Here is a 14,414-nt window from a genome sequence, read left to right as displayed (position 1 = left end):
GAAACCGTGAAGAAAGGTGCAGACACTATGGATAACATAAAAAAAATCAAGAACATTTATCCTCTGAGTCACATGCAGGAGGGAATGCTCTTTCATTCCTTCCTCCGTAAAGAGGAGGGGGCATACGTTGAGCAGTCGCTCTTCACTATTAAAGGAAGCCTCAGCTATAAATGGTTTCAGCGCAGCATTCAAGCCATTATCGACCGCCATGATATTTTCAGAACCGTGTTTTTGCCGCACGTCCCGCATTTGTCGGGACCTCGGCAAGTCGTGATGACAGAACGTGAATTCCATTTGTACAGCGAAGACATTTCCCATCTGCCAACAAACGACCAGAATGAGTATATTGAACGCTTTAAAGAGAAGGACAAGCAAAAAGGCTTTGATCTGCAAAAAGACATGCTGATGCGGATTTCTCTGTTCAAAACAGCTGAAGATGAGCATGTCTGTCTTTGGAGTCACCATCACATTTTAATGGACGGATGGTGCCTAGGTATTGTTATGCAGGAATTTATGCAAATTTATCAATCGATTCATGCAGGAAAACCGCTTTCATTAGACCCTGTCCGTCCGTACAGCACCTATATTTCCTGGCTGACAAACCGAGACAAAGAAAAAGCAGCGGCCTACTGGGATACCTATTTAAAAAACTACAGCACTCCATCACCTCTGCCTCGTGTGTCTGATAAAGAAACAAAAGAAGGTTATCACCGTGAAGATTTGATATTTTCATTAAATAAACCACTGACAGACAAGCTGAAAGAGACTGCCAAACAACACGGCGTCACGCTCGCTACCCTTATTCAGGCTGTCTGGGGTGTGATGCTGCAGCAATATAACCGCACAGACGACGTTGTGTTTGGCGCAGTTGTATCAGGAAGACCGTCAGAAATCCCAGGCGTGGAGCAAATGATAGGGTTGTTTATCAATACCATACCGATTCGAATTAAAACACATCAAGACGAAACGTTTCAAGAACTGTTCATACGATGCCAGAAAGAAATGCTGGAAGCTGAGCCGTTTACCTGCCAGCCTTTATTTGATATTCAGGCAAACACCGCATTAAAACAGGAACTGATTGATCACATTATCGTCTTTGAAAACTATCCGTTACAGCAGAAAATCGCCGATTCCGCTGATCAGACCGATTCACCGCTGCAAATCGATCAAGTTCAAGTATCCGAGCAATCAGGATATAACTTTAATCTTGTCGTTGCTCCCGGCGAAGAGCTTGTCATCAAGTTCAGCTATAATGCATTCGTTTACGATGCTGCCTGGATCAGCTGTATCAAGAGGCAATTTACGCAAGCGCTTAGCACAGCTGCACAGCACCCTCATATGCCAATTGCTGATTTTTCTTTTCTTGATGCAACAGAAAAAGAGCAGATTGTCACACAGTTCAACAATACAAAAACGGAGTATCCAAAGAAACATACAATTATCGATTTATTTCGCGAACAAGCAGAAAAGACGCCAGACCATACCGCACTTGTGTATGGCAATATGTCTATTTCGTATAAAGAGCTTGATAAACGCTCTAATGCGCTCGCCAGAGAGTTAATTCAAAAGGGATTTCGGAAAAACGAGACAGCCGGAATATTGGCTGCACATTCTCCCGAATTCATGATCAGTGTGCTTGCCGTATTAAAAGCAGGGGGAGCATACCTCCCGCTTGATGAGGAGCTTCCGCCTGAACGAGTCAGCTTTATGCTTGAGGAAACGCAAGCAAAAATGCTGATTGTTCAAAAGGGGCTGGAGCAAAATGCTGCGTTCTCAGGAACATGTATGATTGCAGATGCGCAGGCATTGATGGGAGAGAACCATTTTCCTATCAACACCATCTCCAGTCCAGACGATCTTGCATATATCATGTATACCTCAGGATCAACAGGCCGGCCGAAAGGGGTCATGATCACGAATCGCAATGTCGTGTCCCTTGTCAGAAACAGCAATTACACGTCTGCGTCCGGTGATGACCGGTTTATTCTGACTGGATCTATCAGCTTTGACGCCGTCACCTTTGAAATGTTCGGGGCACTTTTAAATGGCGCAAGCCTTCATATCATTGATAAATCGACAATGCTGACACCTGATCGGTTTGGAGCATATTTGCTTGAAAATGACATTACAGTGCTATTTTTAACGACAGCTCTTTTTAATCAGCTGGCACAGGTACGAGCTGACATGTTTCGCGGACTCGATACGTTATATGTCGGAGGAGAAGCACTTTCGCCTGCTCTGATGAATGCTGTCAGGCACGCCTGCCCAGATCTCGCGCTTCATAATATTTACGGGCCTACGGAAAACACGACTTTTTCAACCTTTTTTGAAATAAAGAGAGACTATGCGGGGCCGATTCCGATTGGAAAACCAATCAGCAATAGCACCGCTTACATCTTAGATACAAAAGGACGTCTTTTGCCAATAGGCGTTCCCGGCGAGCTTTGTGTTGGCGGTGATGGGGTCGCTAAAGGCTATTTGAACAAAGATGACCTGACAAATGCTGTTTTTTCTCCTCATCCTTTCTTGCCTGGAGAAAGAATATACCGTACCGGTGATTTGGCGCGCTGGCTGCCTGATGGAAACTTAGAATACATCAGCAGAATTGACAGGCAAATGAAAATCCGCGGAAAACGAATTGAGCCTGCCGAAATAGAAGCGCACCTGTTAGAAATGGAAGGCGTTCAAGAAGCAGCAGTGACATTGAGAGAAAAAGATGGAGAGGCGCAGCTGTACACTCATTACGTCGGTGATCACAAAAAAACAGATACGGATTTTCGCGCCGATTTGGCGCGTGTGCTTCCAGACTATATGATCCCGCAGCACTGGGTGCGTGTGGAGCGGATGCCGCTTACCGGAAACGGAAAAATAGACCGCAGCGCGCTGCCTATTCCAGAAAATAAGCCTGCCAAACGACAGAACATCATATTGCCAAGAAACTTGGTTGAAGAAGAATTGGCGAACATTTGGAAGCAAGTCCTCGGTGTTAACACAATCAGTATTGATGATGACTTCTTTGCTATTGGCGGACATTCACTAAAAGCACTGCAAGTCATACATACACTAAAACATCAGCAGAACATTGACATACCGATTGATTTCTTGTTCGAACATCCGACAATCGCTCAGCTTGCCGAAAAACTTTATTCTAAACAGCTGACAGCAGCAAATGAACAGCATGTGATCAAACTGAACCAGCACGGCGCGCAAAATCTTTTCTGCTTCCCGCCGATATCGGGATTTGGCATTTATTTTAAAGACCTTGCTTTATTGCTGAATGAGAAGGCAGCCGTATACGGGTTTCACTTTATTGAACAAGACACCCGCATTGAACAATATGTTAATTGCATGACGGACATACAGCCTGAGGGCCCATACGTTTTATTAGGCTACTCTGCTGGCGGAAACCTGGCTTTTGAAGTGGCACAGGCTATGGAGCGCAAAGGATTGGAAGTCAGCGACTTCATTATCGTGGACGCTTATCTAAAAGAACAGCCTTTGCCTATCGATACCGGGAATGACGAATCTGCAGCATATCTGCCTGAAGCAGTCAGAGAAAAGGTGATGAAGAAAAAAAGAAACTATCAGGAATATTGGGCACAATTGCTGAATGAAGGCCACATCAAAGCAAGCATTCATTTCATCGAAGCTGGAATCCATCCCGAAACCAGCGGGCATACAGGCTTAACGAAATGGGAAGGCGCCTGCGGAAACTATAGTGAGTACACGGGTTTTGGCGCTCATAAAGACATGCTGGAAGGAACATATGCTGAAAAGAATGCTGACATCATCCTCGACATTTTAGAAAAGATCACTTCAAATAAAGCAATCCCGCACAAACAATAGAGCGGATTCGCGGACAGAGGCATTCTCTGTCCGCTTCTTTTTGTATCAAAGAATGGATCGATGACACTAGGGAATGATAACATCATCCTTTTTCTTGGAGGCTTGTCATGGATCATCTATCTTTTCTTACGTTTATCATGCTGATTCTAGCCAGTTACAGACTGACACATTTGATTGTATTCGACAAAATCACAGAATTTATCCGAAAACCTTTTATGAAAAAGAAAAGGATTGTTGATCAAAACGGGCATGTAGATGAAAAAAGCGTGCCGGCTTCTAACTTTGGATACATGCTCAATTGCTACTGGTGTGCCGGTGTTTGGTGTGCCATCTTGATCGGACTTGGCTATCTTTTTTTGCCTCGTATTGCAATACCGCTGATCTTTATTTTAGCCATTGCCGGAGCACAAGCGATCCTTGAAACGGCTGTCGGTGTCGGCGTAAAACTTATTGACGTGTTAAAAAGTTTGCAAACCATGATGAATGATAAAAAGTCCTAAAAGCGGCTCACAACATGCTTTAGGACTTTTTTCGTTTATTTAGTGAGATAGACATTCTGTTAATCACCCTTTTATAGCCCGGGAATACCGTAATAGCGAATAGTGAAAGTGATGTAATGGGGGAGAAGAAACAGAATGAAGGTTTGCCAAAAGTCGATTGTCCGTTTCCTTGTCAGCTTGATCATCGGAACGTTTGTCATTTCCGTTCCGTTTATGGCCAATGCGCAGTCTGACAGGGAGCTGAGAGCCGTATGGATTGCTTCCGTATTAAATATTGATTGGCCGTCCAAAAAAGGGTTATCTGTGAAAGAGCAAAAACAGGAGTATATCAAACTGCTGGACGATGTGCAAAAAATGGGAATGAATGCCGTTATCGTTCAGATTAAACCGACGGCTGATGCCTTTTATCCGTCAGCTTACGGGCCTTGGTCGGAATACTTAACCGGTGTCCAAGGGAAGGACCCGGGCTATGATCCTCTTGCATTTATAATTGAAGAAACCCATAAACGAAATTTGGAATTTCACGCGTGGTTTAATCCTTACCGTATTACAATGAATCATACAGATCTTAATAAATTGTCTGAGAGTCACCCGGCAAGAAAACATCCAGATTGGGTTGCCGCCTACGGAAACCAGCTGTATTATCATCCAGGCATTCCAGAAGCGAGAGATTTTATCGTCAAAGGCATTGAAGAAGTCGTAAAACATTATGATATCGATGCTGTTCATATGGATGATTATTTTTACCCTTATAAAATAGCAGGACAGGAATTTCCTGATCAAGCACAGTATGAACAATACGGAAAAGACGCTTTTTCTAATATCGATGACTGGCGGCGGGACAATGTGAACCAGCTTGTCAAACAAATCAACCAAACAATTAAAGCTGCAAAACCGTATGTCAAATTCGGCATCAGTCCCTTTGGAGTATGGAGAAACGCCGCAGATGACCCGACCGGATCGAATACAAAAGCAGGCGTCAGAAATTATGACGATCTATATGCAGACACAAGGCATTGGATCCAAGAAGGCGACATCGATTATATTGCTCCGCAAATTTATTGGAGTATCGGCTTTAACGCAGCGGCGTACGACGTGCTGGCTGATTGGTGGAGCAATGAAGTCAAAAATAGGCCTGTTCACTTATATATTGGCCAGGCAGCATATAAAATCAATAACAATTTTGATCCGCCTTGGTCCGACCCTGAGGAATATGTGCGGCAAATCACTTTGAACCGCCAGCTTGAACTGGTGAAAGGAAGCATGCATTTCAGCCTCAAGGACCTCAACAAAAATCCGCTTGGCATCAAAGACAGGCTCAGCACCGATCTTTACAGCAAGCCGGCACTGGTTCCGCAAATGCCTTGGCTTGACAATACCGCCCCAAAAAAACCGAAGCTTACGAAAGTCACCGAAGACAAAAACGGCAATCTTCTGCAGATTAAAGATCACCCATCAAATCAAAAAACGAAAGAAACAGCCTATTATGCGATATACAGAGCCGAAGGGAAAAAGCAGAGAACATTGCTGGCAACGCAAAGAAAAACACATGAGCAGCAAACCTTCTTAGATAACACGGCAGATCCTAACAAGAAATATACGTATTATGTCACTTCAGCAGACCGGCTTCATAACGAAAGCAAGGCTTCCAAACGAACAACAAAATAAGAAATGAGAAGGACGGCTTTCTAAGTCGTCTTTTTTAGTGATTTTGGAGACAGGAAACGATGGTAAACCGCTGTATTTTTTAAAAAAACAAAGGTGAGATTCACATGAATATGGAGGCGGTGTTTGGACATTTTCCATTATTGGAATCTGAGAAGCTAGAATCGAAGAGAAACACGTACAGGACGTGTTTTACGTTTTCATTTTTAGTCTGGTTAGGTGCCACATTATTTTTTGTGCTGTTCGAAGATGCTGTGTTGACTGATCCGGCTGAAGAAGCCTTTTTGACGAACTTTCTTCTCTTGGAAGCGGGCACCGCTCTTGTTTTATGCCTTGTGTTCTTTCTCTATCAAAAACTCGATCAATCACAGTTCGCGGTGATCAAGCTAGGTATATGGGGATCAGCGGTCGGTTTATTGATTGATACGATTTCCCTTTGGAATCTCCCTCATCTTCCCGGCTTTATCAAAGGGCCAAGTTATTGCGTTTGCGATATGGATGGTATGCGCCTACTGCATGTATTTGCTCATTCCGCTGAAATTATCACATAAAAAATGATTCAGTTTTAATTTTCAGACTTTTCTTGTCAGGGAATGATTATAGAACTCGCCTAATAGGATGTTACAAAGATGTGAAGGAGGAAACGATGTGAATTTTGAGCTGACAAAAGAACAACAAATGGTGCGTGAAATGGTAAAAGATTTTGCGAAAAAAGAAATTGCTCCTCACGCTGAACATGTAGATCAAACAGGCGAGTTCCCGATACAAACATTTGAAAAAATGGGTGAACTCGGTCTGATGGGTATTCCATTTCCAGAAGAATACGGCGGATCTGGCGGTGATACGATTTCATATGCCTTAGCGGTTGAAGAAGTCGGCAAAGCCTGCGGCAGTACTGGATTAAGCTATGCTGCAGCGGTCTCGTTAGGCGCAAGCCCTCTTTACTACTTCGGAACAGAAGAGCAAAAACAGACGCATTTGACGCCGCTGGCTTCAGGCACAGCACTCGGATCATTCGGCCTGACGGAGCCAAATGCCGGCTCAGATGCAGGAGGCACTCAAACAAAAGCGATTTCAAATGGTGACGAGTATGTAATCAACGGCGAAAAGTGCTGGATCACTAATGCAAGCTACGCACGCACAGTTATTGTAACCGCCGTAACAGGCAAAAACAAAGACGGAAAAAACATCATCTCCGCATTAATCGTGCCAACTGACACACCAGGACTTACGATTACGAGCCCGTACGATAAAATGGGCGTCCGCGGATCGAATACAGCGGAAATTTTGCTTGAGGATGTAAGAGTGCCTGCGGCCAACTTACTTGGCGATCCAACAAAAGGGTTTAAACAGTTTCTATATACGCTGGACGGAGGGCGAATCTCCATCGCTGCTCTTGCAGTCGGCATTGCCCAAGCGGCCCTTGACGCATCATTGGCATATGCGAAAGAACGAAAGCAGTTTGGACAGCCGATTTCTTCCTTTCAAGCGATTCAATTTAAGCTTGCTGACATGGCGATGGAAATTGATCTGGCACGGCAAATGGTGTTAAAAGCCGCTTGGCTGAAAGACCATAACCACCCGTTCACCAAAGAAGCGGCGTACGCCAAGCTATTCGCATCTGAAATGGCGACAAGAGCTTGCAATCAAGCCATTCAAATCCATGGAGGTTCAGGCTATATGAAAGAGTATGGGGTGGAACGGATGCTGCGGGACGCAAAATTAATGGAAATCGGTGAAGGCACATCTGAAATTCAGCGTCTCGTGATCGCCAGACAGCTTTTAAAATAAAAATGTAAACGCTTTCCCATCATTAAGAAAGGAGGAACAATGAATGGCTGAACTCATCCATTCCACAATCGGCAGGCTGCTGGAACAAACAGCTGATGCGTATCCCGATCGAGACGCTGTTGTGTATCCAGACCGAAATATCCGTTATACGTACGCTCAATTTGACAGTCTGTGCCGTCAAACCGCTAAAGGCCTTATGCGGATGGGGATTGGAAAAGGAGACCACGTCGCCATATGGACTTCTAATATCCCTGAATGGCTTGCCGTCCAGTTCGCAACTGCGAAGATCGGAGCCGTGCTCGTAACCGTCAATACCAATTATCAAGCACACGAACTGGACTACTTGTTAAAGCAAACGGATGCCGCCGCGCTTATTATCATGGATTCATACAGGGGCACTTCTTATCCAGACATCGTGAACAGTTTAATTCCAGAACTGCAAGAAGCAAAGCCCGGCCAACTGAAATCTGAACGCTATCCCTTTTTAAAAACGCTGCTCTATATTGGCAATAAACGGTTGCCTGGCATGTATCATTGGGACGATACAGAGATATTGGCGAAAACAGTGACAGATGCTGAGCTTGAAGAGAGAATGAACAGCCTGGATAAAGACAATGTGATTAATATGCAATACACATCAGGAACGACAGGGTTTCCAAAAGGCGTGATGCTGACCCATTTCAATGTCATCAATAACGCTGCCAATATCGCTGAATGTATGGCTTTAACCTCTCAAGACCGCATGTGCATCCCTGTTCCGTTTTTTCACTGCTTTGGATGCGTCCTTGGGGTTTTGGCATGTGTATCCGTCGGGGCAGCCATGATACCCGTGCAAGAATTTGATCCCGTTACCGTCCTTAAAACGGTAGAAAAAGAGAAATGCACAGCGCTCCATGGTGTGCCTACCATGTTTATCGCCGAGCTGCATCATCCGGATTTTGATGCATATGATCTATCGACGCTCCGAACAGGAATCATGGCCGGCTCTCCCTGTCCAAGTGAAGTGATGAAAGCTGTGATTGAAAGGATGGGCATGAAAGACATTACGATCGCCTATGGACAAACCGAAGCCTCGCCAGTCATTACACAAACGAGAGCAAATGATTCCTTCATAAGAAGAGTCGAAACAACCGGCCGCGCCCTGCCACATACTGAAGTGAAAATTGTAGAACCTGGGACATGTCAAGAAGTTCAAAGAGGCGTGCAGGGAGAACTGTGCACCCGCGGCTATCACGTCATGAAAGGCTATTATAAAGACAAAGAAGCGACCAGAAAAGCAATCAATCATGACGGATGGCTGTTTACCGGAGATCTTGCTGTCATGGATGAAGACGGGTACTGCCGCATCACCGGAAGATTAAAAGATATGCTCATCAGAGGCGGCGAGAACATTTATCCGCGGGAAATTGAAGAATTTTTATACCGGCATCCCGCTGTTTTAGATGTACAGGTCGTTGGTGTGCCTGACGCCAAATTTGGGGAGGAAGCTGCAGCCTGGATTAAACTGAAAGACGGTAAAAGCGTTTCACCTGATGAGCTTAAAGCCTATTGCAAAGGGAAAATCGCCCGCCACAAAATTCCGCGTTATGTTATTTTTACGGATGACTATCCGATGACGGCCTCAGGCAAAATTCAAAAATATAAACTGCGAGAAAAAACGATTGAAATGTTTAACCTATCATCAAGTCAATGAGGTGAAATCATGTTTACAAAAGTACTGATCGCCAACCGCGGAGAAATTGCAATGAGAATTATCCGAACATGCAGCAGTCTCGGCATTAAAACGGTCGCGGTTTATTCAGAAGCAGACAAGGACGCGCTCCATACAAAAGCCGCTACAGAGGCATATTTGATCGGGGAATCGAGAGTCAGTGAAAGTTATTTAAATATAGAGAGAATCATAAAGACGGCGAAAAAAGCAAATGCCGACGCGATCCACCCGGGATATGGATTGTTATCAGAAAACAGCCGGTTCGCTGAACGCTGCAAGCAAGAAAACATCGTGTTTATCGGACCTTCCCCTGATATCATCGCAAAGATGGGCAGCAAAATTGAAGCGCGAAAAGCAATGGAGGCTGCAGGTGTCCCTGTGGTGCCGGGCGTTTCTGAATCCCTCGGAGATATAGAGGCAGCCTGCCGCACCGCAAGTCAAATCGGCTATCCTGTCATGCTGAAAGCTTCAGCGGGCGGAGGGGGCATTGGAATGCAGCGTGTTGAAAATGAAGAAGCATTAAAAAAAGCGTACGAGGGAAACAAAAAGCGCGCAGCAGATTTTTTTGGTGACGGGTCGATGTATATAGAAAAAGTTATTGAACATGCGCGTCACATCGAGGTTCAGCTTTTGGCCGATCAACACGGCCATACAGTACATCTGTTTGAACGTGATTGCTCTGTTCAGAGGCGCCACCAAAAAGTCATTGAAGAGGCACCGTCTCCATTTGTAGACGATGAACTAAGAATGAAGATCGGGCAAACAGCGGTAAAAGCAGCGAAGGCAATCGGCTATACGAACGCAGGCACCATCGAATTTATAGTTGACCAGAAGCAAAATTTTTATTTCCTCGAAATGAATACGAGACTGCAAGTTGAACACCCCGTGACTGAAGAAATAACAGGTCTGGACTTAGTTGAGCAGCAGCTGCGGATTGCTGCGGGCCATACACTCACATTCTCCCAAAAAGACATCAAACGGAACGGGCATGCGATAGAGGTTCGAATATACGCGGAAGATCCCAAGACCTTCTTCCCGTCACCAGGTACGATCACTGCGTTTTCACTTCCTGACCAAAAAGGAGTCAGACACGAATGTGCGGTAGCAAAAGACAGCACCGTTACCCCTTTTTATGACCCGATGATCGCTAAGATGATTGTCAAAGGCCAAACCAGAACAGAAGCAATTGAAAAACTAGAGACAGCGCTTCGCGACTATCGTGTAGAGGGAATCAAAACAAATCTTCCGCTTCTCATACAGGCTGCGGCAACAAAGGCATTTAAAGAAGGGGATGTCACGACTGACTTTTTGAAACAACACCTATAAAGGAGGCAGTTGTCATGACGGTTAGCATACAAATGGCAGGAAACCTGTGGAAAGTCCACGTCAAAGCCGGCGACCAAATCGAAAAGGGCCAGGAGGTAGCCATTTTGGAATCGATGAAAATGGAAATCCCGATCGTTGCAGATAGAAGCGGAATCGTAAAAGAAGTCAAAAAAAATGAAGGCGACTTTGTAAATGAAGGAGACGTACTGCTCGAACTGAGCGATTCCACTCAATAATTTGGAGGAAGACCATGTCATATCCTAAAAAAGTGACAATCAAAGAAGTCGGCCCGCGTGACGGCTTACAAAACGAGCCCGTATGGATCGCAACAGAGGATAAAATAACCTGGATCAACCAGCTTTCCCGGACAGGGCTTTCGTATATTGAAATCACATCCTTCGTTCACCCGAAATGGATTCCGGCGCTTCGAGATGCTATCGACGTAGCGAAAGGCATCGACCGTGAAAAAGGGGTAACGTACGCGGCACTTGTCCCGAATCAAAGAGGACTGGAGAATGCGCTTGAAGGAGGCATTAACGAAGCTTGCGTTTTTATGTCCGCCAGCGAGACGCACAACAGAAAAAACATCAATAAATCCACTTCTGAGTCCCTTCATATACTCAAACAAGTAAACAACGACGCAAAAAAAGCAAACCTCACAACAAGAGCCTACCTCTCGACTGTTTTCGGCTGTCCGTACGAAAAAGATGTCCCCATTGAACAAGTCATTCGCCTTTCAGAAGCTCTATTTGAATTTGGGATTTCTGAACTGTCGCTTGGAGATACGATTGGAGCGGCTAATCCCGCCCAAGTGGAAACTGTACTTGAAGCTCTTTTGGCACGATTCCCGGCTAATCAAATTGCCTTGCATTTTCATGATACGAGAGGAACCGCTCTGGCCAACATGGTCACAGCACTCCAAATGGGCATCACGGTGTTCGACGGCTCGGCAGGCGGGCTTGGGGGATGCCCATATGCGCCAGGTTCATCAGGAAACGCCGCAACTGAGGATATCGTGTACATGCTTGAACAGATGGATATCAAAACAAATGTAAAGCTAGAAAAACTGCTATCTGCGGCCAAATGGATAGAAGAAAAAATGGGCAAACCGCTGCCGAGCAGAAATTTACAGGTGTTTAAATCATCTTGATAAAAGGGAGGACGCATACAATGGGAGACTCTATTCTTTTTACTGTTAAAAATGAACATATGGCGTTGATCACCTTAAACAGGCCTCAGGCAGCAAATGCTCTTTCAGCGGAAATGCTTAGAAACCTGCAAATGATTCTTCAGGAAATTGAATTCAACTCAAACATCCGCTGCGTCATCCTCACAGGCACCGGTGAAAAAGCGTTTTGTGCAGGGGCAGACCTAAAGGAACGGATAAAACTGAAAGAAGATCAGGTTCTGGAAAGTGTATCTCTCATTCAAAGAACGGCGGCTTTACTTGATGCCTTGCCGCAGCCGGTCATAGCTGCGATAAATGGAAGCGCATTAGGCGGCGGACTAGAATTGGCATTGGCATGCGACCTTCGAATCGCAACTGAATCAGCTGTGCTGGGACTTCCGGAAACAGGGTTAGCTATTATCCCGGGCGCTGGAGGGACCCAAAGGCTGCCCCGGCTGATTGGCAGAGGAAAAGCAAAAGAATTCATTTATACAGGCAGACGCGTGACCGCACACGAAGCAAAAGAAATCGGTCTTGTAGAGCATGTCACGGCTCCTTGTGACCTTATGCCAAAAGCAGAGGAACTGGCCGCAGCTATTTCTGCCAACGGGCCGATCGCTGTCCGTCAGGCTAAATTTGCAATCAATAAAGGATTGGAGACAGATCTCGCTACAGGCCTTGCGATTGAACAAAAAGCGTATGAACAAACCATCCCGACAAAAGACAGGAGAGAAGGGCTTCAGGCCTTTCAAGAAAAAAGACGGGCCGTATACAAGGGAATATAAAAGGGGGGCAATGCTCATGGATTATGAAAAGGAACGAACAGAACGGGCTGAACGGATTCGAAAAGGCGGAGCGGAAAAGTATCATCAAAGCAATCGGGAAAAAGGCAAGCGCTTTGTCAGAGAGCGGCTTTCCCTTCTCTTTGACGATGACATTGAGCTAGAAGACGCTTTTTTTGCGGAATGTATGTCAGACGGGCTTCCCGCTGACGGAGTTGTAACCGCTATCGGCAAAATCGGCGGCCAAACCGTTTGCGTCATGGCGAATGATTCAACAGTGAAAGCGGGGTCATGGGGAGCAAAAACAGTTGAAAAAATCATCAGAATTCAAGAAACCGCCGAAAAATTAAACTGTCCGCTCATTTATTTAGTCGATTCGGCAGGCGCCCGAATTACCGACCAAATCAATGTCTTTCCAGGGAGACGCGGTGCAGGAAGAATTTTTTACAATCAAGTCAAATTATCGGGACGCATTCCGCAAATCTGTCTGCTTTTCGGACCATCTGCAGCAGGTGGCGCTTATATTCCGGCCTTCTGTGATATCGTCGTTATGGTAGACGGTAACGCCTCCATGTATTTAGGCTCGCCAAGGATGGCGGAAATGGTTATTGGCGAAAAAGTGTCTCTCGAAGAAATGGGTGGCGCCCGTATGCATTGCTCAATCTCCGGCTGCGGAGATATTCTTGCAGAAACTGAAGAAGAAGCCATACAGCTGGCGCGGGCTTATTTGTCTTACTTTCCGGCAAATTTTCAAGAAAAAGCGCCCATTCATGAGAAACGCCCGCCAAAACACTTCGACACCCCGCTTGCCGACGTCATTCCGCAAAATCAAAACGCACCTTTTGATATGCATGAGCTGATTGAGCGGGTCATAGATGAAGACTCATTTTTTGAGATCAAAGCCTTATTTGCACCGGAATTATTGACGGGCCTCGCACGAATCCACGGACAGCCTGTCGGCATTGTTGCAAACCAGCCGAAGGTAAAAGGAGGCGTCTTATTCCACGATTCAGCAGACAAAGCGGCTAAGTTTATTACCTTATGTGACGCTTTTCATATCCCATTGCTGTTCTTAGCCGATATCCCCGGTTTTATGATTGGCACAAAAGTAGAACAGGCTGGGATTATCAGACACGGAGCGAAAATGATTTCTGCGATGTCAGAGGCAACTGTTCCAAAACTCTCTGTCATTGTCCGAAAAGCTTACGGGGCGGGGTTGTATGCAATGGCAGGGCCGGCATTTGAACCGGATTGCTGTCTAGCGCTCCCAACCGCCCAAATCGCCGTCATGGGCCCTGAGGCAGCTGTAAACGCTGTCTACGCTAAAAAAATCGCCGAGCTGCCAGAAGAAGAGAGAGCCGCATTTATCAGCAGCAAACGGGAGGAATTCAAAGAGGACATCAATATCTACCGTCTGGCTTCAGAAATGATCATTGATGCTGTTATCCCAGCCAATTCGCTGCGTGATGAGCTGGCCAAACGGCTAAAGGCATACATGACAAAGGAAATGACATTTACCAATCGAAAGCATCCGGTTTATCCAGTGTAAAAGCAAGAACTTAGGAGCGCAAAAAAAGCGCTCCTTTATATATTTACAATAACAACATTATGTCAACTAATTACCT

The 14,414-nt window shown here is 45.5% G+C and carries 10 protein-coding genes and 2 pseudogenes; all 12 read left to right on the top strand.

Going from position 1 to position 14,414, the window contains the following annotated elements; translation table 11 throughout:
* Positions 1-6 precede the first annotated feature (6 nt).
* The 12 genes and pseudogenes from ppsE (at position 7) to NSQ83_RS10015 (ending at position 14,338) form a co-directional block, all read left to right on the top strand.
* Positions 7-3,846 (top strand): plipastatin non-ribosomal peptide synthetase PpsE, encoded by a 3,840-nt coding sequence (ppsE, locus tag NSQ83_RS10070; RefSeq protein WP_198879155.1) that lies wholly within the window; start codon positions 7-9, stop codon positions 3,844-3,846.
* A 107-nt stretch (positions 3,847-3,953) separates the two neighbouring features.
* Positions 3,954-4,346: a DUF1360 domain-containing protein gene (locus tag NSQ83_RS10065; RefSeq protein WP_014476970.1), complete on the top strand. Its 393-nt coding sequence runs from the start codon at positions 3,954-3,956 to the stop codon at positions 4,344-4,346.
* A 135-nt stretch (positions 4,347-4,481) separates the two neighbouring features.
* A complete protein-coding gene (locus tag NSQ83_RS10060; RefSeq protein ID WP_204551501.1) occupies positions 4,482-6,014 on the top strand; it encodes a glycoside hydrolase family 10 protein in 1,533 nt (510 codons plus the stop codon).
* Positions 6,015-6,118: 104 nt separating this feature from the next.
* Positions 6,119-6,276 (top strand): annotated as a pseudogene (locus NSQ83_RS10055) (hypothetical protein).
* A pseudogene (locus NSQ83_RS10050) lies at positions 6,266-6,569 on the top strand (DUF5367 family protein). The pseudogenes NSQ83_RS10055 and NSQ83_RS10050 overlap by 11 nt, the downstream one beginning before the upstream one ends.
* A gap of 90 nt (positions 6,570-6,659) precedes the next feature.
* Complete coding sequence (locus NSQ83_RS10045) at positions 6,660-7,802, top strand: acyl-CoA dehydrogenase (protein WP_129134286.1); 1,143 nt, start codon at positions 6,660-6,662, stop codon at positions 7,800-7,802.
* Positions 7,803-7,845: 43 nt separating this feature from the next.
* Positions 7,846-9,495, top strand: coding sequence for an AMP-binding protein (locus NSQ83_RS10040; RefSeq protein ID WP_198879130.1), 1,650 nt, complete (start codon positions 7,846-7,848; stop codon positions 9,493-9,495).
* A 9-nt stretch (positions 9,496-9,504) separates the two neighbouring features.
* On the top strand, positions 9,505-10,839 hold the full coding sequence (locus NSQ83_RS10035; RefSeq protein ID WP_198879131.1) for an acetyl-CoA carboxylase biotin carboxylase subunit: 1,335 nt from the start codon (positions 9,505-9,507) through the stop codon (positions 10,837-10,839).
* A gap of 14 nt (positions 10,840-10,853) precedes the next feature.
* A complete protein-coding gene (locus NSQ83_RS10030; RefSeq protein WP_014476962.1) occupies positions 10,854-11,075 on the top strand; it encodes an acetyl-CoA carboxylase biotin carboxyl carrier protein subunit in 222 nt (73 codons plus the stop codon).
* A 14-nt stretch (positions 11,076-11,089) separates the two neighbouring features.
* Positions 11,090-11,989: a hydroxymethylglutaryl-CoA lyase gene (gene ldeG, locus NSQ83_RS10025; protein WP_015714026.1), complete on the top strand. Its 900-nt coding sequence runs from the start codon at positions 11,090-11,092 to the stop codon at positions 11,987-11,989.
* A gap of 20 nt (positions 11,990-12,009) precedes the next feature.
* Complete coding sequence (locus NSQ83_RS10020) at positions 12,010-12,792, top strand: enoyl-CoA hydratase (RefSeq protein WP_046381061.1); 783 nt, start codon at positions 12,010-12,012, stop codon at positions 12,790-12,792.
* A 10-nt stretch (positions 12,793-12,802) separates the two neighbouring features.
* A complete protein-coding gene (locus tag NSQ83_RS10015; protein ID WP_198879132.1) occupies positions 12,803-14,338 on the top strand; it encodes an acyl-CoA carboxylase subunit beta in 1,536 nt (511 codons plus the stop codon).
* The last annotated feature ends 76 nt before the right edge of the window (positions 14,339-14,414 follow it).

The organism is Bacillus sp. PS217, assembly GCF_037963535.1.
GTDB lineage: Bacteria > Bacillota > Bacilli > Bacillales > Bacillaceae > Bacillus > Bacillus subtilis.
The sequence above is the reverse complement of the archived record's forward strand: the minus strand, read 5'-3'. Positions and strand labels throughout refer to the sequence as shown.